Below are 24095 nucleotides of genomic sequence, written 5' to 3'. Positions count from 1 at the left end.
TTAAATAGCAAATTATTTATCCTTTTACTGCTCCTGAAGTAATTCCTTGTACAAGCTGCTTTTGTCCAATTATAAAGATTACTATAGAAGGTAAAATAATCATTATAACCCCTGCAAAAACTAGTCCTATATTTTGAGTTTCTGCAAATTGCAACATACTAATCCCAATTTGAACAGTTCTTTTTTCTGGTGCATTTGTTACAAGTAATGGCCACATGTACTGATTCCAAGTATTTAGAAAAGTATATACTCCTAAAGATGATATTACTGGTTTAGATATAGGAAGCAATACTTTAATAAAATATCTCCAATTACTGCACCCATCTAAAGTTGATGCTTCCTTCAATTCTTTAGGTACTGTTAAATAATATTGCCTGATTAAAAATATTCCCATTGCAGATACCAAAAATGGCACTATAAGCCCTGCATAAGTATCTGACCAACCAAGCTTAGCTATTGTTAGGTAATTGGCTATTATTGTTGATTCAGATGGAATCATCAAAGTAGATAAACATAGAATAAATAACATATTTTTACCTCTAAACTCGAAATAAGAAAAGGCATATGCTGCTAAACATGAAGTTATTATTTGTCCTATTGTAACGGCTAATGAAACAAATAAACTATTAAATATAAATCTGAAAATTGGAACTGTTTCTATTACCTGTTTGTAATTATCAAAATTAATATGTGCTGGTATAAATCTAGGAGGATACGAAAATATTTCATCTGAAGACATCAAGCTTACGCTAAGTCCATATAGTATTGGTGAGATTATGATAATCCCAAGTATAAGATTAAAGGCATATAATAGATATTTTTTTGCTTTATTCTCCATTATGAATAATGAACCCCCTTCTTTTCAAATTTTAGCTGAATTAATGTTATTATTAGAATTATAAAAAATAATATTATTGATTCAGCACATGCAGTTTCAAATCTATTATTGAAAAATGCTTCTCTATATATTTCATGAACTATTACATTTGTAGAATTAGCTGGTCCACCTTGAGTTAATAGTTTTATTTGTCCAAAAGATTGAAACGCATTAATCATATTTATAAATACAACAAAGAACAATGTTGGTGAAATTAATGGTAACGTTAATCTAAAGAATTTTCTTCCACTTCTGGCTCCATCAATTTGAGCACTTTCATTTAGTTCATCAGGAATATTCTTTAGTCCTGTTAAAATAAATATAAAATTAAGCCCGAGATTAAGCCATACAGTAACAAACGCTACGGAATACAAGGCTATTTTTTCATCTGTTAACCACCCAATTTGTGCTTTCAATATATAATTTATAATTCCAATAGATGGATGTAATAATAACATCCAAATTATTGCAGCGGCTGCTGAAGACACTGCCATAGGCATTGCAAACATAACTTCATATAGTTTACTTCCCTTAAGCTTTTTATTTGCAAGAACTGCAAGAAAAAGTCCAATAACTATTGCTGGTATGGCTGTTATCAAAACAAACTTTAAAGTCACAATAATACTGTTCATAAAGTCTGGAGATAAAAATAATTCTTTATAATTGTCAAACCCAACAAATTCCACAGCATCCCCATTAGCATTTGTTATATTGAAACTTAAGAAAATAGTTTTCATAAATGGAAAAAACATAAATATCCAAAAGCCTAATAGACAAGGGACTAAATAGAGATACGGCTCTATCTTATTTAATATACTTTTCATCATCATTCCTCCTAATAAATTCTAATTTCACTATCTTTATCAAAGAAATGTGACTTTTTAAAATTAAACCTAACTCTTATAACTTGTCCTTCTTTTCCTCTAAAAATTCCATTAACCTTACAAATCATATTGCTATTATTTATTTTAAAATGTATGTAAGTTTCTGAACCTAAAATTTCAACAAACTCTATTTCCGCAACTGCAACATCAGTTTTACCCACTAACCTTAATGCTTCATTATCCGGAAAATTATTATTTTCATCGTTATTTTCTTTCTCTTCTATATTAAAGCTCTCATTAAATTCTCTCTTCTCTTCTTCAACCACTTCAATATCCTCAGGTCTTATGCCAATTGTCACTTCACTCCTACAATACTTCTCTTCAAGAATAGTTCTTAATTCCTTATGCTTGATATCATATTTAAAATAATCATTTTCAATGTATAAATTATCATCAATTCTATCAACTGTCGCATTTAAGAAATTCATTTGTGGAGAACCAATAAAACTAGCTACAAATTTGTTACTTGGTTTTTCATATATTGTAACTGGATCTGCAACTTGTTGAATTTCGCCCTTATTCATTACAACAATTTTACTTCCCATGGTCATCGCTTCTGTTTGATCATGTGTTACATAAATGAACGTTGTCTTAAGTCTTTGATGAAGTTTAATTATTTCACTCCTCATAGACACTCTAAGTTTCGCATCTAAATTTGAAAGAGGTTCATCCATTAAAAACACTTTAGGCTCTCTAACAATTGCACGTCCAAGCGCAACCCTTTGTCTTTGCCCACCCGATAATTCCTTTGGTTTTCTATTTAATAAGTCTTGAAGTTCTAATGTTTTGGCTGTCTCCCGTATTTTATTATCTATTTCTTTCTTATTCATTTTTTTTATTCTAAGTGCAAATGCCATATTTTCATAAACCGAAAAATGTGGATATAAAGCATAGTTTTGAAAAACCATAGCTATATCCCTCTCCACTGGTTCAACTTTATTTACTAATCTTTCCCCAATATATAATTCACCTGATGTAATTTCTTCAAGTCCCGCAATCATTCTTAATGTTGTAGACTTGCCACATCCAGACGGTCCAACTAAAACCACAAAGTCTCCATCCTCAATATTTAAATTAATATCATTAGCAGCCTTATAATCATTGTCATACCTTTTATTTAAATGGTTCAAAATAACTTTTGCCATACATTTACCCGCTTTCCAAAATTAATTCAAATCAACACTTATACTAATTATATTTTTTCTTTATCCGACTTTTTAAATATAAACTTTGCGTATTAAATTGATATTGAATTTAAGTTAAACTATGTTAGATAAAAGTTAATTTTATACTAAATATAAAGAATTTCCTTGAATTTATTTTGGCACAAATACTATTGAAATATAATGCTGCTGTAACGCCTAAAAGAATAAAATTGCTCTTATCAATAGAAAATAATAGGGATAGTAGATAGCTTTGTGTAAAAACAAAACTATCTACTATCCCTATATTGATATACTTACTCTTTTATATAGATACCCACAACTGAAATTTTACTTATGCTTGGTATTATATTCAACATTTACTATACTTAGGAGCATATCCAAACAGAGAAATTGGATACATATTTGTGAAGTAGGCATTGAAAATAAGCTGCTGAAGCTTCTAAATGGAACAACCTTCCATTTAGAATGCTTCCAGCGAAATTTTCACAGTCCTACGGAATAAATATGTATTCAATTTCGGCGATGTATACGCCTAAGTATGATTTCCACTGTGGGTATCTATACACTGAATTTCATTACTTCTGTTTCTAAATTCATAGTACTTTCTTTAGATTTCTTGATTAATTCTGATACTTCATTAGACTGCGTCTTTATACTTATAGCACTTTCAGCATTTTCTGCTGTTTCTATTGCGCCTTCACTAGAAGCTTTTGCTAATTCTGAAATCACTTGAGTCATACTTTGTATAGATGATAGAAGCTCCTCTGTTGTTGCACTAAAATCAGTCATTAATCCATCTACATATTCTGAATCTTCACTATACTTGTTTCCTACATCCATAAACACTTCGTAATCTGCTGTTACTTCATTAGAAACAAAGTTTAATAAATCACTTGAACTGTCTGAAAGATTTCCAACAGCCCCCATAACTTCATTAGTTACTGATTGTATTTGGAGAATAGTATCTTTAGATTGTTCTGCAAGTTTTTTAATTTCCTCTGCTACAACTGAAAAACCTTTTCCAGCCTCCCCAGCTCTAGCTGCTTCAATAGCTGCATTTAGTGCAAGTAAATTTGTTTGAGATGTAATCTCCATAATTGATTCCGATAAAACACCAATATGTTCAACCACTTTTGCATCTTCTAAAGCCTTCTCTAGTCGTTTTCCTACTTCAACAATTATATTATTTGTTTTTTGTTTTGCTTCTATAACTTTTTCTTTAGTATTATCAGCTCTATCACTAATTTTTGTTGCTGCTTCTGAACCCTCTTGTGACTTTTGAGCAATAGTTCTAACTGCCATTTCAATTTCATGAGAACTAGCTGACATTTCCTCTGAAGAAGCTGCCGTTTCTTCCATACTTGCTGCAAGTGTCTCTGTGGTTTGAGAAATATGTTGTATATCTTTATCCAATACAAAAATATGTTTATCAACATCTTCAATAACTGTGTATATGGATTTTGATTCACTTTGTATTCTTTCAATTAAAGACTTAATTGATGATTTCATAATTTCCATCGATGTGGCAAGTTGACCAAAATCATCTTTTCTCTTAATATATTTTTCAGGTAATTTCACCGAGAAATCTCCTGTTGCAATTACTTTCATATGGTCAATAGCCGTATTTAGGCCTTTCACAATTCCTTTTGATATTACAAAAGTAGCTACAATTGATAAAATAAGATCTATCGCTAAAATAATTAGCATTAATATTTTAGTCTTATTGAAGTTCTCTGTTGTAATCTCATTTTGTGTAGCTATAATCTGGTCAATGTTATCTGTATAATTACCAGTTCCAACTACAAAATCGAAAGGTTCATAATACTTACTATATGCTCTCTTTGGAGACGCTTCTGTTGCTCCTTCTTTAGGGAACCAATATTCTGTATACCCCCCACCTTCTTGCATACCATTTTTAATAATATCTTTTATCATTTCATATCCATTAACATCTTTTGCATTTATACGGTTTGTCCCTTCTGTTTTGTTACCTAATAGAACTACATTTTGTCCTTCTTTTGTATCAATCCAAAAGTAACCTCCATCTTTATATCTTAAATCACGTACTAAATCTGCTGAAAGTTTTTTTGCCTCTTCTAAAGTATATTCTCCATTTTTATATTTCTTATCAATACTCTCAAGCAATGTAATCACACTATTTACCTGACTCTTAATGTATTCATCATAATCTTGACGAACAGTTTTTTCTAATACCTCTAATGAAACACGATTTGCCTCTGCTTGTTTTTGAATATTAACTACTGCAATTCCTGTAATTGCAATAAACATCAATAAAATTAATAAGAAAAGCTTTGTCCTTACTTTTAAATTATTTAACATGGAAACCACATCTCCTAACTAATACTTAATTTAATGAAAAACATAAAACTAAATATTATTACAATTTATCCTTTAATTATACTGCATTTGTAAAACGGTTACAAGATTCTGTTAAATTTACATTTTAATAAAACAAATTATTTAGTACAATATTGGTTATCCATGTAAAAAAACGCATAAATATAATTTATAATTCTTTCAGCCATAATTAAAAAGAAAGTGTTGCAAAATGATCTAAAAAATCATTTTACAACACTCATATTCTTTACTATAATGCATATTTAAATTATTTTATTTCCCTATAAGTTTGTCATTCCCTAATATATGTTCTGTTAACCATTCATTTAAAAAGTTTAACATTTTAACTAAACTCTCATCTTGATTTTGATCAAGATGTCTCATATCTACTTCCTCAAGAGCTTTAATAAACTTTTCATGTTCTATTTTTTGAGTGAAAAGTCTTTTGTAATTTATGCTTTCCATATATTCTTCTTCTGATTTAAAATGAAAAACTGTATAGTCTTTCAATTCTTCTACAATATGTACTATTTTGTCATACTTATCAAGAGTAAAATCATCTTTCAATAACATATATGCCTTATCAGCTAATTCAAAAAGTTTCTTATGTTGCTCATCAATTTGTTCTACTCCAATTTTATATTCTTCTTTCATTTCATACATAAATAAATCCTTCCTTCTCCACAATTTCTAAGCTTCTGTAGCCTTATTAGCTATTAATATACCATTTTTTTCTGATAAAGTCATTATAAAAATAGCCTTGCCTAATTTAAAAATTAAGTTTTTTTAATTTCTAGTTTTCATGTGCATCATAAGTAAATAAAAACACCTTATATTACAGATAATTTTTAAATTACCATTAATATAAGGTGAATTCTATTTTTCTAACTTTGGTAAAATTTCTTAATTCTATTTAGATGCTTTTAATACATAATACCAAGGTTTCATACCTCTTAATGTATAATCTCCTGACTTCCATTCCATAAACATATATTTAGTTCCATTGATTTCTTTTATTGTATATTGTGATGCTGTTTTATCTGCACTACTTATAATATATCCTTTTGTCCATGTAAGCCATGAAGCTAGAGTTTTTTCATCTGATGGCATTCCTTGCACATCAGGTTGTGCCATCTTTCCATCTTGAATAATTGTTATACTCTTAAGGTAATCGCCACCCTTCCACTGCTTTTCACCTGGTTTAAAATCATCAATTTCTTTAACAAAATCAACAGTCTCCCATTTTCCTACAGCTTCAGAGTCATTGAGAAATGGATAATCAATTTTATCTTGTATTTTACTTTCTATTGATGTTGTAGATGCATATACTTTTGCACCTATAAGAGATGCTCCCCCGCTTATAATTAGACATGCTGCTGCTAATGCATATAATCTTTTAGTACTTTTTTTGAAATCTTTAATCATTTTTCATTCTCCTATCTATTTTTATTTATTAATAATGTCTGCCTTTAATGACAGCCATGGCGCCCTTATAATTTTTATCTTCTTCGTTATGTTTTTATAATACAGTATATCTTTTAAGAAAGCTTTTCTAAAACCTTTCAAAAGTCTTAAATCTTTAATTTAATGAAAGCTAATTTTTATAAATCTGAAATTAGCACAAAAAAATAATAGATTAAGTATACACGCATACTAATCTATTATTTTTTGATTGTATCTTCGATTTAGGCACATTATTTATCTATGACTTTCCACTCGCATATTATAGAAAGTTCATCTTCTTCAAGTTTAGCTATTATATTTCCATTCATCTTCTCCATAAGGCTTTTAACTATAGATAATCCAAGCCCTACTCCCTGATCTTTTCTCACTTGATCTGCCATGTAGAATCTATCAAAAATATGTATTGCATCTTCTTTTCCTAAAGTTGTACAAACATTTGAAATTGTTAAAATTGCTTTGCCACTTACTTCTTCTAAGTCTATTTTAATATCTCTTTCTGCATATTTTAATGTATTAGTAAGTAAATTATCTACTATTCTCTCTAAGCTATCTTTATCTCCCATTATAAAAATTGGCTTATCTAAAATATTTATCTTTGGTTCAAAACCTTTGCTTTCAAAAGCTTCATAAAGCGATAAAACTTCATCACGTACTATATTAGTTAAATTTACTCTCGTCATGTCTAATTCATAATCTTCACTTTCTACTGAAGCTAGTTCAAAAAAATCATTTATAAGAATATTTAATTTGTTAGCCTTATTTTTAAGTATAGCTAATGCTTCTTCTTTATCTATCTCACCATTTTGAAGTAACTTTAAATATCCTATTATTGATGTAAGTGGTGTCCTTAAGTCATGTGACATATTAGCTATTCCTTGTTTTAATGTGTTTTCAAAGGCTACTTTTTCCTGTTCATTTCTTTTATAAAGTTCTAAGTATTCATTAATCTCATAAGCTAATTTTTCTATATCTTTATCAGCTATTTGAGTATTGATCTTTTTATTTGTTTTTCTATCTTTGAACTCTTTGATTTGAGCAGTAATATCTCGTATTTGTTTCTTATATGAATGTAATTTAATAAACACTATTATTGAAACTATAATTATAAAAATCATTAATATAATAACTAATAAATACATCTCATTCCTCCTAACTTATCTAGTTAAATTCTTATCTTAAACACAATCAAAAAATAATATATACACATATTAATCTATTTTTGATTGTTTCTTATTATCTAATATCCTTATGTTTTACATATAGCAAACTTCCTCCAATTGTTATGGCAAGAGTTACAACTACAGATATTACACTTATTATATTCTCTTCCCTAGATTGAAATATTCCTCTAGGTCTTAACCAAGGCAGGCTAGAAAGTATATAAAAAATATGTGAACCCATATTTTTATAAATAAATATTATACTTATCCAAAATATAATTGGTAACACTAATGTAATAAAGACGCTACTTGTTAATATAGCAACCATACCAATTATACTTATTGTGGCTATACTAAACAATATTAAGCTAACAATTACTGCACTTAGATACAATATGGAATTTAAATTTAAATTTTCATAAAATCCATGCTTCTTTGAAACATATATAACTAAAACTGCTGTATAAATTAATTCCAAAAACAAGGAAAATATTACAAACACTATTAACTTACTTAATATTACTTTACTTCTTGTATATCCATAACTAAAACTCTTACTTAAATTCCCAGTATTAACATCCTTGATTATAAACGTTCCTCCTAATAATGCAAATAGAAAACTCCCTACTGCAATGCGGTCATAAGCATATGATATAGACATTGCTCCATTTTTTCTAACATTATTATATATCAGGTTCGTTTCCCTATCCATTTCCCATAGTGTTATAAATAAAACTCCTACTATCATTGCCAAAAATATCATTCCAATAAAATATTTGCTTTTTCTTAGTTTATAAAATTCTCCTCTGATTAAATTACTCATTACTTCTCATCCTCCAACATATAAAGCAAATTAGCATTCATACTTCTTAACTAAACTTCTGTAGCATTGTATTAATTTGCCACCAACTTACATTATGTAGTTTTTTTGTTTCGTAATATCACTTGATATCCTCATATTTTATATATAGCAAACTTCCTCCAATTGTTATAATGAAAGTTACAATAGATGAAATTATGCATCTTATAATATCTGCTTCAGATGAAAATATATTTATAGCACGAATGCCAGTCATATATGGTAAATACAAAAATGCATGTGATATATATGGGTATGAGCTACATGCAAGTGAGAAAGTCATCAATAATATGATTGGTGAAACAAATGTACATAAATTATTTTTTGTTATTATCGCAATCATTGTAATTATAGATATAGTTGCTAAATTATACATTCCTCCAACGGAAATTACTCTTATTAAATATAAAATAGTATTAAAATTGAAAACTTCACAGAAACCATAATTATATGAAACATATATAACTAAAATCGTTGTATAAATTAGTTCTAATACTAAAGAAAATAACATGAATACTATTAATTTGCTTAATATTACTTCACTTCTTCTAAATCCATAACTATAACTTTTGCTTATACCACCATTCTTAAAATCATTAACAATAAATGCTACACTTAATATAGAAAAAAGAAAATTGCAAATCACAATCATTCCAATCGCTAATGAAATTGAATTTACTCCATTTATTCCACTGAACATTCTTCGCCCCTCATTCTCCCATTCACCTATTAACAAAAATCCAGCACATATTGCTAAAAATATCATTCCAATAAGACATTTACTTTTTCTTAATTTATAGAATTCTCCTCTAATTAAATTACTCATTATTTTCCTTCCTTAAATTTAATATATTTTTATCCACATATATTATAAGTAATCTGATACTTATGCACATAATTGTCCACTTTTCCTTTAGACACATGAAAATAAATAACAAATCCAAAACTGACATGAATATTTTTCATCAGGCAAGGAAGTAAAGTGCCATCATAGCTGGCCTATTATGGCATTTTGCTGACGCAGGATGATGGAAAATAGGCTGGCAGATGGACTTGTTATTTTTTTGATTGTGCCTCATTACTTAATATCTTCACGTTTTACATATAACAGACTTATTCCAATTGTTATGATAATGGTTAAAACTGATGAAACTATTCCAATTATGATATCTGAGATTGGCGCAAATCTAGCTATCGCCGCTTCACCAAAAACAAAAGGACATGCACATGCAACTATAATTGACATGTAATTTTGAAGAGCTAATATGGGACAACATAATAAAAATATGATTGGTGAAACAACTGTAACCAAATTATTCTTTGTAATTACTGCAATCATAGCAACTATAGATATTGTTGCTACATTATACAATGTTCCAATACCAATTATCCTAATCAAAGCTAATATATTCTCAATATTATAATCAAACCAATATGATTTATCAGCATAACAAACTAAAATCACTGTATAAATTAATTCTATAAACAAAGAAAATATTATAAACACTATCAACTTGCTTAATATAACTTTACTTCTCTTATATCCATACATAAAACTTTTACTTATATTATTTTTTAAATCCTTAGCAATAAATTCTCCTGCAAATAAGGAAAATATAAAACTTGTAAATATAATGCATGTAAATGGATAATATATTGAATACATTCCAGAGGCAACTTCAGAATTTGTTCCTGTTAACCTATGTATATTGTCATCATAGTAGCTCATCATAAAAAATGCAGCTACTAACGATAAGAAAATCATTCCAACAAAATACCTACTTTTTCTTAATTTATAAGATTCCCCTCTAATTAAATTACTCATTGTCAGCTCCTCCAACTAACTTAGTGAAGTAATCTTCTAGTGACTCACCCATCTGCATTACTTCTTTAACACCTATGTTATGTTTAGCTAGAGCTAGAGTAATTTTTTCCCCATCAAATTCATCATAAACTCTTAAAATATTATCTGGAAAAACTTCATAATCTTTTATTCCAAGTTCATTTTCTAAAATAATAGAAACATCTGATGAATCACTTATTTTTAAATGAAGATAACTTCTACATTTATCCGAAAATTCACCTGCAGTTATTTCTTCAATTAATTTCCCATCATTAATAAATCCATATCTATTACAAATCTGAGTAAGTTCAGATAATATATGACTTGATATAAAAATAGTTGTTCCTCTTTCTTTATTCAATTTAATTAAAAGTTCTCTTATTTCTTTTATTCCAATTGGATCTAATCCATTTATAGGCTCATCTAAAATCAAAAGTTCTGGATCGCTTAATAACGCCATAGCAATTCCTAATCTTTGTTTCATTCCTAGTGAGAAATTCTTAGTTTTCTTTTTTTTAATATCCCTAAGACCTACTAATCTTAATGTTTCATCAATACATTTAGTTCCTGGAATACCCCTTTGAATTTTTATAAGCTCAAGATTTTCCTTTGCAGTCATATTAAGATAAAGCGCTGGTGCTTCTATTAATGCACCTATTCTACTTCTTTCTTTTATAATGTCTTTCTCTTCACTACAACCAAATAATTCAACTTGTCCTTCATTCTGTATAACAAGTCCTGTAAGTACCCTTATCATAGTTGTTTTACCAGCACCATTTTTTCCTACAAATCCATATATGTCACCTTTTTTAATATTAATAGACAAATCATCTAACACCTTGTGCTTTTTATATATCTTTGTTATGTTACTAGCTTTAATTACATATTCACTCATTTTTACTCCCCCTCTTATAGATTACATTTTTATAATAAACTATGATCCATAAGAAAACTTTACTAAAGTCTTTCAAAAGTCTTAAATCGCTTGGGCTAAATTATTTTCTTAATTTATACCCCATTGCCCAAATGGTTTCTATATAATCTTCCTCATTATTATTGGCGCTTGATAGTTTATTTCTCAATCTACTCATATGTACATTTACAGTATTATCATCACCTAGAAATTCTTCTCCCCATATACTTTCAAAAATATTAGATTTACTGTATACCTTATTGGGATTAGTTAATAATAATTCTAATACTGAAAATTCTCTTGCTGTTAACGTAATTATAGTTTGTCCTACTTTTACTACTTTACTTTCTGTATTTAAATTAATATCTTTATAACTTAAAATATTATTTTTCTTCTCCTCATCTAGAGAAAATTCTAAATATCTTCTCAAATTACAATTAACTCTTGCAACTACTTCATCTGGATCAAAAGGCTTACAAATAAAATCGTCAGCCCCTTTTTCTAATAATTCCAGCTTAGTCTTTTTAGATGTTTTTGCACTTACTACAATTATTGGTACCTTTGTAATTTCTCTAACTTTTAATATAACTTCTTCTCCACTAATCCCTGGAATCATCAAATCTAATAAAATCATATCCCACTTTTCATTTTCCGCGCACATCAAAGCTTCTGTTCCTGAAAAAGCTGCTCTGGTTCTATATCCCTTATTTTTAATAATACTACAAAGTAATTTATTAATATCATTTTCATCTTCAACTACTAAAATCCTAGCTCTTTTATCCATACTTCCCCCCATTATAATCTCTATAAAACTATTTTATAATTTACAATTTATACTTATTCAACAACCTATAATTAATTGAAGTAAATTCATAGTTATCCTTTAATTTTGTTTTATGTGAAAATTATACTATATTATATAATCACAAACCTTAAATAAATATTAATTCAACTCTTAAATACATGAAAATTAATTTTTCTTAATTAATATCTTATAAATATATTGGAAAACTGCATATTATTTTTCATGAAAAAAAGGATTATAACACTTACTAAAGTGGATAGAATCCTTTTTTGCGTCTTCCCTATTCATATAATCACATACTTTTTATCTATCAAACCCAAGCTATAAATATTTCTTTTCCTTCAAACATTATCTTTCCATTCTTATATTCTTTATTTTTGTTGAAATTATATATGAGTAAATATCCCACCTTTAATTCTTGATTATCTAAATAATCACTTAATTGCTTTAATCCCTTTTGATGATATTCCTCTCCACGCCATATCTTAAGCTCAACTAAATATTTATTTTTAAGATAGGTAATTACTATATCTAGCCTTTTTTCTTCTGAAATTTGTACTTCTTTAAAGTCAAATCCTATACCATTTATAATTGGCTTTATGAATGCTAAAAATAATAATCTACCTTCTCTCTCTATAAATTTAGAATCTAAATTGCTGTATTCTTCTTTCATAAATTGTTGAAATCTTAAAAGAACTTTCTCAAAATCTAATCCTGTTTTGGTTATAAAATTGTCCTTGAAATTATAATTAGTCATATCAATTTTATTTTCAAGCTTTGAACTATAATAATTATATAATGTTTGTTCATAAATTCCATTAGCTATTCTAACTCTTCCGTCAATATTTCTAAAATATCCAAAAATAACTCCTAAATCTATAATAGGATTATGAATATTAAAAGTCTTATCTTCTCCATTTATCATTAACTCAAATATATAGCTTCCTAGTTCAGTATTATTTTCAATATTCTTTATCAAATCATCAAAAAGAGTATTTTTTTCTATTAATAATTTTTTAACTGCCTTTATAATATCCTCCTCATTCCAAAGTCTTTTATTTTCTCCTAGTAATATCTCTTCATCAATTATTTGACAAATCCTGCTTACTAAAAAAGGATATCCTGTTGTATAATAATAGAGTTTTTCTGAGATTTCTCTAATATTCATCTCTACATTTTCTAGTAGACAATAATCTTTTAACATGCTTTCAATTTCAACGCTTGAAAAACTCATATCCACATTAAAATTAACTGCTATATTCCAAGGGCTATTATATTTTTTTTCTTCATCTTGTCTAAGCTTAAGCTTTAAATTTTTAACATCATAAACTCCTGCTAATATAACACTATGAAAAGTAAAGTCCTTCCCTTGTGCTCTTAGTAAATACTTACTTCTAAGCATCCCCAAGAAATTTAAAAATAATTGATTATTTGAACTTTTATCAACTTCATCTATAAGTATAATAATTTCTTTTTCACTTTTTTCCACTATTTCAGTAATAGCATCAGATAAATCAAGAATATCTGTAGTTTCTTTCGCCAGCTCTAAAATAAATTCACTCATTTCTTTATGTGAAAATCTTATGGCTCTACTTAATATTTTTAAAAATTTATGGGCAAAGTTAATTTCATCCCTAAATATTTCATCGCCTATCCCTTCAAAACTAATACTGAAAACTAAGTACTCTTCTTTTAAATGTTCTTCTAACATATACATAGTCGTTGTCTTACCATATTGTCTAGGTCTGTTTATAACAAAATACTCTCCCTTATGAACCATATTTGAAATCTTATTAATTTTATCTCCAATATCAACCATATAGTGCATCTTAGGTATACAAACTCCTGTGGTATTAAATCTCTTGTTAATATTTACCAATCTCCTTTCAGTAAATAATTATTCCATCTACTAAATCTATACTTATTAAATATTATATCATAATTATATTTTTATAATCCCATTAAAATATTTTATGGATACTAAAAGAGGGAGTCCAACTTGAATTTGAACTACCTGTCAAAATACAAATTAAGAATGTTATGCAGAACTTATCTAAATTTAACATGAAAATTTCCTATAAAGTCATCATAAGTTGCTGAAAGTATATACTCTCCATCATTGTCTAATGATACTTGTTCAGAATAGTCTTTATTACTTTTAAAATTATGAATTACTTTTCCACTTGAATCAGTTAGTGTTAATTTTAAACTACCCTCTTTAACCGAAGAATTACAGTTAAACTTAATATTATCTCCTTTTTTAGCATTAAAAGTTGATTCAGAATTATTGCTATCCTTAGATGTAATGTTTTGGCTAACAGACCCTAAATAAGCAAAATCCGAAATATTTTTATATAAAAAACTTCCTATAACAAGTGCTGCAGCAATTACTGTAACTACGCTTAAAGTTTTTTTCATCTTAAATCATTCCCTTCTAGTTATACATACTGCACCATATCTTACTATGATGTGTTATTTGCCATCTATTTTTCAATTACTGATATATTTTATTGCATTATTTATAATTTGATCCACCTATAAACATTTCTTTTCTTAAACTTGTTCATCATAAAAGCTTATAATTTCATCCATTAATTCTATATTAATTTTATTCTCTTCCTTATTAACCATTTGATCAAAAAACTGAATTTCACTTTCAGGAATATTTTTCTTTGATCCATACTTATTAATAAGTTCTTTTCTACCATTACTTATCATACCTTCAAATTGTGAATCTATTATTACATCATGCCCACGTTCTGTTAGTGGCACAAATATATATATATCCTGCTAATACCTGTCCATTATTGGATTTAAACTTTATTTCAGTTCTTTCAAGATTTTCAAAACTGTTCATTTCATATTTAATATATTCTGTTTCAGATCTTTGTCCAAAATTCATTTCGTAGATAGCTATGGTAATTGTCATTGGAATTACAATAAATAATACTATAACTGAACTAATACCAATAACTATTTTTTTCTTTTTACTTAATTTTTTCATGTATACCTCTCCATCTTTGTATTATTTTACCACAATATTTTCGAACACTATCTTATTATAATCTTAATTAATTCTTAAAATTAAAAACAGCTCCCTACTTATAAATTTGTAGAAAGCTATTTTTAACTATACAGTTAGACCTGCACATTTTTGTTTTTAACTAAGTTTAAAATTTAAGATTGTTACGTAATATCTTTTCAACTAATTCAAGATAATCACCCTTATATAAAAAAGTCTTATTTGATAGCATAATTGCAAGTCCATGTACCATTGACCACATAGCAATTATATCTTGTGCATACTCTTCTTCTTTAACATTAAGACTTTGTAACAAGTCAACTGCACAATTTTTAAATATATTAAACGATCCATACTCCACACTTCTTATTTTATTTTCTTCTATAACTATTTCAGATTCACAATTCCCCCCAAAAGCAAATTTTAAATAATCTGGATTTTCGACCATGAACCAAACATATTTCTTTCCAAGTTCTATAATCCTTTCATAGGGCTTATTTTTGTACTTCTCCACTATTTCATTTAAAGAACTTTCAAAATTACTAAATACATATTCTGATATTGCAGTAATCAATTCTTCTTTACTTTTAAAATGCTTATATGGTGCTGCGTGACTTACATTACACATAGCTGCTACTTTTCTTATTGAAAACTTTTCTGCCCCTTCTTCATTAAATAACTTTAATCCCATATTTATTAGACTTTCTCTCAAATCACCATGATGATACTTATCAGTTTGCATGTAAAAACCTCTTTTCTAAAAATCTAAGTTCTAAAAAAGCATATTCAGCTAAATTTACTCTGTACTCTTAGCAATTGCAAATAAGCTAACCTTACAAATTATGAATTTTATTATTTAAAACTTCTATATTAAAAATATAATATCATAGTATGTTGACGCTGTAAACTTAAGGTGTTATTGTATTATTAAGTTGACAGTGTAAACATATATTTATTATAAATTTTAATTTATTTCTATAAATGAAAAAGGAGATTTCTTATGTTATTAGTTCATGACTTAAAAAAAGAATATTCCTCTAAAATAATACCCTTATTACCACTTAATTCTAAAATATTGTCAAAAGAAATAGATAATATTAAAGGATGTTTAGGTTGCTTTAATTGTTGGACAAAGACTCCTGGGAGATGCATTATAGAAGATTCTTATACTGAAATGCCTAGATACATTCTAGAAAGTGGTACTTTTATAATTATTACTGAAATAAAATACGGTTGCTACACTTCTTATATAAAAAATGTCATTGATAGATCCATAGGCTTTTTATTGCCATTTTTCCAAATGATTAATGGTGAACTTCATCACCTTCCCCGCTATAACAACAAATCGCTTAAATTTGTAGTCATAGGATACGGTGAAAATATTACTCCTAATGAAGAACAAACTTTTAAAGATTTAATTAAAGGAAATGCTATTAATATGTGCATGCCTAACTATGAAACTTATGTAATTAAAGATATATCACAAGCTGAAAAAATATTACAAAATTTATAAGACTATAGGAGGTTTTATTTCATGATTAATTTATGTGTAATAAATGGAAGTCCAAGGAAACAAAATAGCGGTTCTACTTATCTTATAAGTGAATTAAATAAATTACTAGATAATAATGTTGAAACAAAAGAATATTATATAAGCAATCTAATGAAAGATAAAACTCTACTAGAAGAAATTATATCTTATGATAAAATCATTTTTACTTCACCTTTATATGCAGATTGTTTTCCAAGTGCCATGCTTGAATTCATGGCTGTTTTTGAAAATTTTATTAAAGAGAAAAATAATATAAAAATGGATATGTATTGTCTTGTTAATTGTGGTTTTTTAGAAGGTACTCAAAATAAAATTGCACTTAATATCATGAAAATTTATTGCATGCGATTAGACTTCAATTGGCGCTTTGGAGTTGGCATAGGTGGTGGAGAATTTATGACCGGTTCAAAGGAAATGCCCCTAAATTCTCGTATAAAAAAACCCGTGTATAATGCTTTCTTAGCTCTAAAAGAAGATATCGAAAATAACTCTGATGGTCAGGTAGATAATATACTTACTAATGCAAAGATACCTAAATTTATATTTAAATTTGCTGCAAATATTGGATGGAAATCTATGGCTAAGAAAGATAACTTAAAAGTTAAAGACCTTTATAAACAAATATATTAATTATTATAAAAAATATATATGGCCAATCCCACATATATTTTTTATAAAGTTGAGTTAATTGTAATTTTTGCAGAAAGCACCTTTACATAAATTAATTATATTGATTTAACATCTCTAGTAGTTTTATCTACACAATACCAACTGCTATTAGTTTCATAACCATCTTTATCATCATAGCAATGAATAAGATAATGATCTTCTTCATTAGATTCTACTTTAATTACTTGCGGAATATCTTTATAATTATTTGAAAAATAATTCTTAACTACTTGAACAGCTTGTTCTTCTGTAAAAAAATCAACTGTTTCTTTAGTTGCAATATTAGTTAGTATTCCATTCTTTATTTCATATATATTTCCTGTTGATGTATGATAATAGTATTGTTTAGGTACATTCTCATTTTTACTCATGAAACATACAAACATATTATCATCAATGTCCTTAGTCCATTTATATTCTACCTCTTCATTTGTATATTGTTTTATTTTAGCTTCAATACTACTTAATTCTACTGGATAAGTAGAGATTGTTTTAGAATCATACATATCTCCATAAAAACTTAAATAATACCATTTACTATATTGCTTATCATAACACCAGCCAATTTTCATTATTCCAGTTATAGAATCAAGATAATACCACTTTCCATTTATCTGCTGCCACCCTTTTTCATATCCATAATCCCCCAAGTATTTCCACTCACAGTTTTCATGTTCCCATTCTGCATAAGCATTCTTAGTAAATCCTGAGCCTACTAGGATAATCACAATTAAAAAAATAGAAAAATTTTTATTTATTTTATTCATATCATTAAGCCTTTCTTTATTTTTATAAAATTTTATACATAAGTTTGTTAAATTCATAAAACCTAATTAACAAGAAATAGACTAGCCATGCTGACTTACTTTTTTTGATTATGCCTAAGTTTATTCAATACCTGCAACCGTTACATTTAATAATTTAACGACTTTAGGTCCTTCAAAATTATTATGCTTTTCAATTTCTTTATTTTTAAATTATGAAGTTTTAATTTGAGCTAATACAAATATTATTAACAAGTTACAACTTCCATTCTCATTGTGCAACCTACCTGTATAATTATATATTATTATACAGATTTATGTATAATTTTTACCTATAGTTATATATAACCTTTAGTATCTATTCTATAATTGTCCATGCAAACCTCAATCTTAACCATTGCTCCACCCTTTTCATTATTTTTCACTTCAATATTTCCATTAAATTTATTTACCAAAACATTAACTATATAAAGACCTAAACCAGAGTGCCCCTTTTCCTTTGATCTTGATTCATCACCTTGATAGAATTTTTCAAAAACATTTGCAATATCTTTTTTAGAAAATCCACACCCTGTATCTGAAATAAAAAAAGTCATCTTTTCTTCTGATATATTAAAATCAAAACTTATATTTCCTCCTTTTGGAGTAAATCTTATACTATTAGAAATTAAATTATCTAATATTTCAGATAAAGCATAACAATCTATTTTAATTAAATTATTTTCAGTTCTTTCATCTTTAATTGTATATTGGAAATTTATTTTTTTATTTTCCGCCAATGTAATATAATCAAGATTTTTTTCATTTATATACTTAATTATATTGCACTTTTCCAATTGAAGATTAAAATCCGGTTTTTCAATTTTAGTTAGAATATTCATTTTTTCTATAAGCCTAGTCATTCTATCTGCATTTTTATCTATTAAGCCAAGATATCTATATACTTTATCTTCATCTAATTTTTTACTATCAATCAAACCTTCAACATGCCCCTTTATTATAGTAATTGGTGTCTTTAAATCATGAGCAATAGCACCTACCATTTCTTTTCTTTGCTGTTCCATTTCCCATTGCTGCTTCAATGACTTTTTAAGTTCTACCCTCATTTCTTCAAAAGACCTGCAGAGCATTCCTAATTCATCGTTACTACTATAATCTATTTTAAATTCCAAGTCCTTATTTTTTATTTTTTCAGCTCCTTGCATTAACTGATTTAGTGGTACTTTTAATCTATTATTGAGGCTAACTGAAAAAATCACAGTAAATATTGTAATATATACAAGTGGAGATATAAATATAAAACCTTCAAACACCCTAACCAGCCAATTAAATTTAGGATTTTTTGCACTAGTTTCTAAACAATACTTTAGGATAACCATTCCTTCAGTCTTATTATTACTTATAACTGGTATATTTGCTATTATTGTAGGCGATTGACTTTTTTCAATTCCTGGTACTGCTTTTAATTCAACTGGAGTCTTAACAATTAATTTATCAAAATGGCCATATAAAAATTCTCCATCTGAATCTACAACTTGATACTCTATCCCATTAATAGGGATTATACTTTCAAATTCATTTTGATAATCCTTGCTTAAAATTTTAACATTGTTTTCATTTATATATTTTTCAATGTCTTGAATACTTGCTTCATAATAATTTGCTGGCAATATTAGATGATTGTAAGTTAGTATCAAGTCTGTAAATATGCCAAATAAAGTAAAAAATATGCTAAGTCCTAATACAGCTAATATAGAAATAATAAATTGTTTCTTAAAAGTGACGTTTTTCATTTATATCCTACTTTCATACTTTATACATAAACTATTTAAGCTACTTGTACTATAATGAGTATTAGATTTATATTATCATTGTGTAACTTGATAGTTTGGTTCAGAATTAGAGGTTTTATCTATAAATATTAATCCATCATAACACTCATCTAAAATATCATTCTTATAACTTTGATCATCTCCATTGAAATTTGCATCTACATATCTACATATTTGTGAAGAAGACATTATCTCTTTTATATACTCATTTTTCTCAGAAGATTTAAAATCCAAGAAATATATTGGTTTAACTTTGGATAAATAATATGGAATTGACTCTTCTTTAGCTGCATTAAGTATACATTTTTCAGAAATTCTTGCTTCTTCTTTCCCTGTATTTATACTCTTATCAACTGCTGTAACAGTTCCTTCATTAAATTGAAATCCAATAATATATAATTTATCCTTATAAATATCATATAAATTCGAACCCATTTCCTTAATATTATCCGCCGTATCATTATCGCCATAACTTGAGTGATCTATAGCCTTACTTACATGTGAATTATGTGCCCAAACCATAAGTTTTGAGTCTTCTCCCTCAAAATCTGAGATCCATTTTATATTTTCAGCCATATATTTTGCTCTTTTAGTTGCTTGTTGATAATAGCTTTGGTCACCGTTAAGCATATCATAAGCTTGATATATAACTTTTAAATTTTGCTTATATATTTCATATTCTTCCTTAGAAGATTTATTGATATATTCATCTTTATGATTTTCAAAGGAAGCGATAATGTCCTTAATTTCATCTCCTGGCACCTTTGCGCTGCTATCATCAAATATTTTAGGATTTTCAAATGTTGAAAGTACACCATCTATTTTAATTTCATAAGATCCATCAACCTTTTTTAAATACTCTTTAACCTTTGATGCTGCGGTGCTGGATGACTGCATATCAAAACCATAAAATTTGACTTTCTTAAGATGAGTTTTGTTATATTCTCTCATCCATTCTACCATATCTACTACTTCCTTTGTATCCCAGGTCCAAAATCCCATTCCTTTTACTACTTGCTTTGCATCACCATTTCCATTTATGACATAGTCATTTACTGCCATACAGTCACTCATGCATGCTTCAATTCCAAACACATTATATCCCATTTCATTAACAAGAAATTCAAGCATTCTATGTTTCATTTGAAAGAATTCCTTTGTTCCATGAGTAGCTTCACCCATTGCTACAACTTTTTTATCCTTTAATATATCTTTTAAAGGCATTAAATCTTCAAAGCCATTTCCTGCCTTTACAGTTTTTATTTCTATTATCTCACTCTTTATAGCTTCTACTTCTTTGTTTTTTTTATATTTTTCATGCTGATAATTTATTATAAAAACACCTAAAATTAGAACTAGAGTGCAAACTATTATAATTATTATTTTTTTCATTTATACTTGTCCTCCTAATAGTTAAATATCTAATTAAAATAGTCTTTCTTAGACCACAACAACATTCCTATAAGTAAGAACCCTATTATTCCAGCTGCTACAATAAAATGTTGACTTATTGGTTCTGCATTACCTAAAGTATAAAATGCATATTTACAATTTCGCACCAAAAATTTGAAGTAACTTGTAAAGCCTCCCAATCCTATAATTAACGAAATTACAGCTAAAATTGAAATCACAGAATTAGGTATTATTACAGCAATAACTGTTGACATACTTACAATAAACATTGCTATGAAAAATTGTATCAAAAAGAACTTTGCAATATACAATAAAGCTACTATAGTACTAAAGTCATAGTCTATATTATAAAATTGTACAGTTGAAACTTTAGGCATAAATATGAATCCAAAAATTATGCTAATTATAAATACTATGACCATTAACATAAACATTGTTAAACTTAAAGCTATCCATTTAGATAATATATATTGATATTTTTCATATGGTCTTATCATATACATTCTAAAAGCTCCTATTAATCGCTCATAATTTATCGAATCAATAACTACAATCGGTAAAACTAAATAAAATAATATTGAACTTCCTTCACCAAAAGCAAAGGGCGAAAAATTTAATGAATTTAATATTACATTATAATTCACATGATCATAAGATCCATAATATTTAAACTCCCATATGCATCCAAAAAATGCATCAATTATTACTAACATTAATAATATCTTTGTTTTTTTATTTATCCATATTCTTTGAAATTCTGATGCTATTAGTTTTTTCATCTTTCTTCCTCCTCTTAAATATAGCAGTCTTTGTCATTAAATAAGATGAATGCTATTAATGAAAATACTACAATATACAATGCTATTACAAATATTATTAATCCTACATCCTCTGGCTTTTGGGCTAATAAATTAAATATTCCATGATGTTGAATTGATATCAACGATGAAAAATCTATTATTCCAAGCATTTTATTTGATACAATTGAATAAATACTAGGATAAATTGAGGATGCTATTATGAATGTAAGACTTCCCGAAGCAGCTCCTGTAGCAGTCTTACAGTTTATACATATAACCATAATAACCGCTATCATTGCTACAAGCGTTATGAATGCTATAAAGTAATATTTAAAATTATATAAAACACTTTCACTAATTGTAAAAGGATGTGTATACATTCTAAACTTAATACTTTCATGTTTGAAAAATATAAATCCAAGAATAGTGCTTAATGTAAAATTAATTGTTAAAAATACAAATACCGCACTTATAATTGTTAAAAATTTTGCTTTAATTATATCTAAAAATGATACAGCTCTTATCATAACCATTCTTAATTCACCAGTTCTGTATTCACTATTTACAGACATAATTACAAGCAAAAGAATTATAATATCAAAAAATATAATAATCTGCTCTCTAAGCACCATACTTGGGAAATTTAGAAAGTTTACATAACTAGTATTACTAGAATCTAACTTTAGATTTTGATTAAGATGATACTTAACAAATAACAGTAGTATTATAGGTATTGCTGCCAAACAAAGCCAAGTGGATTTTCTCTTCCACATTCTCTCCCACTCACTGAAAAATAACTGTTTCATTTCTTCTTCACCCCATTATTATTTTTATTAACAAAATTATAATTTTTATCAAAAACATTACCATTCCTCATAGCACCCTTTAACATCCACTTATGACATTTATAAATGCATCTTCTAATCTACCGCTATCTCCTGTTTTTTCTAACAATTCCTCCTTGCTTCCTTGCCATATAATCTTTCCTTTATTTATAGCTATAAATCTATTACAAATTTGTTGAAGTTCATCTAAAAGATGACTTGATATAAAGAAAGTTATATTTTGATCTTTTCTAAGTTTTATAATAAGCTGCCTTAAGTCTCTCATTCCTATAGGATCAAGTCCATTAGCAGGTTCATCTAAAATAACTATTTCAGGATTATTTAAAAGTGCCTGAGCAATACCTAATCTTTGCTTCATTCCTAAAGAATAAGTTTTAACCTTATCATCCCCTCTATCCTCCATATCAACTATTTTTAATACTTCTTCAACCTTGTTTCTTTGTTCTTCTTTTGGCATATCAGGATTTAACATTGCTAAGTTTCTTAAATTCTGCCTACCTGTCATATATGGAAAAAATATTGGTTCCTCGACAATTGCTCCAATTTTCATAAGTGCAGCCTTTCTATCTGCTTTAACATTTATTCCTGCAATATTTACTTCCCCTGATGTAGCTGAAATTAAATTTGTTATCACTCTTATCAATGTAGTTTTTCCGGCACCATTAGGTCCTACAAAACCACATATATCTCCTTCATAAACCTCCAAAGAAACATCATTTAATATGTTTCTTTTTCCTATTTTTTTAGTAACATTTTTCACTTCAATCTTCATATTTAACATCGTAAATTCCTCCTATTTTTAGTAAACTCAAACTGCATAGCCTTAATGAAACAAAATTAGTGATAATTCATGACCGATTTTATCCTCT

25 protein-coding genes are annotated in these 24095 nt (G+C 27.4%); 2 read left to right on the top strand and 23 right to left on the bottom strand.

Annotation, left to right across the window (positions count from 1 at the left end):
• Positions 1–16: 16 nt before the first annotated feature.
• The 17 genes from psyc5s11_RS03735 to psyc5s11_RS03655 form a co-directional block, all read right to left on the bottom strand.
• Positions 17–838, bottom strand: a complete 822-nt coding sequence (locus tag psyc5s11_RS03735; protein WP_224036300.1) for a carbohydrate ABC transporter permease — start codon at positions 836–838, stop codon at positions 17–19.
• Entirely contained in the window at positions 838–1701 is an 864-nt protein-coding gene (locus tag psyc5s11_RS03730) for a carbohydrate ABC transporter permease (RefSeq protein ID WP_224036299.1), read from the bottom strand. The genes psyc5s11_RS03735 and psyc5s11_RS03730 overlap by 1 nt, the downstream gene beginning before the upstream one ends.
• 11 nt (positions 1702–1712) lie before the next feature.
• Positions 1713–2906: an ABC transporter ATP-binding protein gene (locus psyc5s11_RS03725; protein WP_224036298.1), complete on the bottom strand. Its 1194-nt coding sequence runs from the start codon at positions 2904–2906 to the stop codon at positions 1713–1715.
• A 579-nt stretch (positions 2907–3485) separates the two neighbouring features.
• Positions 3486–5267 (bottom strand): methyl-accepting chemotaxis protein, encoded by a 1782-nt coding sequence (locus psyc5s11_RS03720; RefSeq protein WP_224036297.1) that lies wholly within the window; start codon positions 5265–5267, stop codon positions 3486–3488.
• A 291-nt stretch (positions 5268–5558) separates the two neighbouring features.
• Entirely contained in the window at positions 5559–5948 is a 390-nt protein-coding gene (locus psyc5s11_RS03715; protein ID WP_224036296.1) for a bacteriohemerythrin, read from the bottom strand.
• Positions 5949–6194: 246 nt separating this feature from the next.
• The gene (locus psyc5s11_RS03710; RefSeq protein WP_224036295.1) at positions 6195–6710 is read right to left on the bottom strand and encodes a hypothetical protein; all 516 of its coding nucleotides are present in this window, start codon (positions 6708–6710) and stop codon (positions 6195–6197) included.
• A gap of 269 nt (positions 6711–6979) precedes the next feature.
• Positions 6980–7888 (bottom strand): sensor histidine kinase, encoded by a 909-nt coding sequence (locus psyc5s11_RS03705; protein WP_224036294.1) that lies wholly within the window; start codon positions 7886–7888, stop codon positions 6980–6982.
• Between the two features lie 94 nt (positions 7889–7982).
• A complete protein-coding gene (locus psyc5s11_RS03700) occupies positions 7983–8732 on the bottom strand; it encodes an ABC transporter permease (protein WP_224036293.1) in 750 nt (249 codons plus the stop codon).
• 118 nt (positions 8733–8850) lie between these two features.
• Positions 8851–9594, bottom strand: coding sequence for an ABC transporter permease (locus psyc5s11_RS03695; RefSeq protein ID WP_224036292.1), 744 nt, complete (start codon positions 9592–9594; stop codon positions 8851–8853).
• Positions 9595–9846: 252 nt separating this feature from the next.
• A complete protein-coding gene (locus tag psyc5s11_RS03690) occupies positions 9847–10593 on the bottom strand; it encodes an ABC transporter permease (protein WP_224036291.1) in 747 nt (248 codons plus the stop codon).
• Positions 10586–11506, bottom strand: a complete 921-nt coding sequence (locus psyc5s11_RS03685; protein WP_224036290.1) for an ABC transporter ATP-binding protein — start codon at positions 11504–11506, stop codon at positions 10586–10588. The genes psyc5s11_RS03690 and psyc5s11_RS03685 overlap by 8 nt, the downstream gene beginning before the upstream one ends.
• Before the next feature lie 100 nt (positions 11507–11606).
• Positions 11607–12308 (bottom strand): response regulator transcription factor, encoded by a 702-nt coding sequence (locus psyc5s11_RS03680; RefSeq protein WP_224036289.1) that lies wholly within the window; start codon positions 12306–12308, stop codon positions 11607–11609.
• Positions 12309–12639: 331 nt separating this feature from the next.
• Positions 12640–14199, bottom strand: coding sequence for an AAA family ATPase (locus psyc5s11_RS03675; RefSeq protein WP_224038117.1), 1560 nt, complete (start codon positions 14197–14199; stop codon positions 12640–12642).
• A gap of 179 nt (positions 14200–14378) precedes the next feature.
• Positions 14379–14747, bottom strand: a complete 369-nt coding sequence (locus psyc5s11_RS03670) for a hypothetical protein (RefSeq protein ID WP_224036288.1) — start codon at positions 14745–14747, stop codon at positions 14379–14381.
• A gap of 135 nt (positions 14748–14882) precedes the next feature.
• On the bottom strand, positions 14883–15101 hold the full coding sequence (locus psyc5s11_RS03665; protein WP_224036287.1) for a hypothetical protein: 219 nt from the start codon (positions 15099–15101) through the stop codon (positions 14883–14885).
• Positions 15076–15333, bottom strand: a complete 258-nt coding sequence (locus psyc5s11_RS03660; protein ID WP_224036286.1) for a hypothetical protein — start codon at positions 15331–15333, stop codon at positions 15076–15078. Before psyc5s11_RS03660 ends, psyc5s11_RS03665 begins: the two co-directional genes overlap by 26 nt.
• 166 nt (positions 15334–15499) lie before the next feature.
• Positions 15500–16093, bottom strand: a complete 594-nt coding sequence (locus psyc5s11_RS03655) for a TetR/AcrR family transcriptional regulator (RefSeq protein WP_224036285.1) — start codon at positions 16091–16093, stop codon at positions 15500–15502.
• A 258-nt stretch (positions 16094–16351) separates the two neighbouring features.
• Here psyc5s11_RS03655 and psyc5s11_RS03650 point away from each other — a divergent pair, with 258 nt between their 5' ends.
• Entirely contained in the window at positions 16352–16864 is a 513-nt protein-coding gene (locus psyc5s11_RS03650) for a flavodoxin family protein (RefSeq protein WP_224036284.1), read from the top strand.
• Positions 16865–16885: 21 nt separating this feature from the next.
• Positions 16886–17533 (top strand): flavodoxin, encoded by a 648-nt coding sequence (locus psyc5s11_RS03645; protein ID WP_224036283.1) that lies wholly within the window; start codon positions 16886–16888, stop codon positions 17531–17533.
• A gap of 95 nt (positions 17534–17628) precedes the next feature.
• Here the strand turns inward: psyc5s11_RS03645 and psyc5s11_RS28035 are convergent, their stop codons facing one another.
• The 6 genes from psyc5s11_RS28035 to psyc5s11_RS03615 form a co-directional block, all read right to left on the bottom strand.
• The gene (locus psyc5s11_RS28035) at positions 17629–18396 is read right to left on the bottom strand and encodes a cell wall-binding protein (RefSeq protein WP_311196407.1); all 768 of its coding nucleotides are present in this window, start codon (positions 18394–18396) and stop codon (positions 17629–17631) included.
• A 278-nt stretch (positions 18397–18674) separates the two neighbouring features.
• Positions 18675–20129, bottom strand: a complete 1455-nt coding sequence (locus tag psyc5s11_RS03635; RefSeq protein ID WP_224036282.1) for a HAMP domain-containing sensor histidine kinase — start codon at positions 20127–20129, stop codon at positions 18675–18677.
• 75 nt (positions 20130–20204) lie between these two features.
• Positions 20205–21560, bottom strand: coding sequence for an erythromycin esterase family protein (locus psyc5s11_RS03630; protein ID WP_224036281.1), 1356 nt, complete (start codon positions 21558–21560; stop codon positions 20205–20207).
• Between the two features lie 29 nt (positions 21561–21589).
• A complete protein-coding gene (locus psyc5s11_RS03625; RefSeq protein WP_224036280.1) occupies positions 21590–22360 on the bottom strand; it encodes an ABC transporter permease in 771 nt (256 codons plus the stop codon).
• A 14-nt stretch (positions 22361–22374) separates the two neighbouring features.
• Complete coding sequence (locus psyc5s11_RS03620) at positions 22375–23187, bottom strand: ABC transporter permease (protein WP_224036279.1); 813 nt, start codon at positions 23185–23187, stop codon at positions 22375–22377.
• A 79-nt stretch (positions 23188–23266) separates the two neighbouring features.
• Entirely contained in the window at positions 23267–24007 is a 741-nt protein-coding gene (locus psyc5s11_RS03615; protein ID WP_224036278.1) for an ABC transporter ATP-binding protein, read from the bottom strand.
• Positions 24008–24095: the final 88 nt, after the last annotated feature.

The organism is Clostridium gelidum (assembly GCF_019977655.1).
GTDB classification, from domain to species: domain Bacteria; phylum Bacillota; class Clostridia; order Clostridiales; family Clostridiaceae; genus Clostridium; species Clostridium gelidum.
The sequence above is the reverse complement of the archived record's forward strand: the minus strand, read 5'-3'. Positions and strand labels throughout refer to the sequence as shown.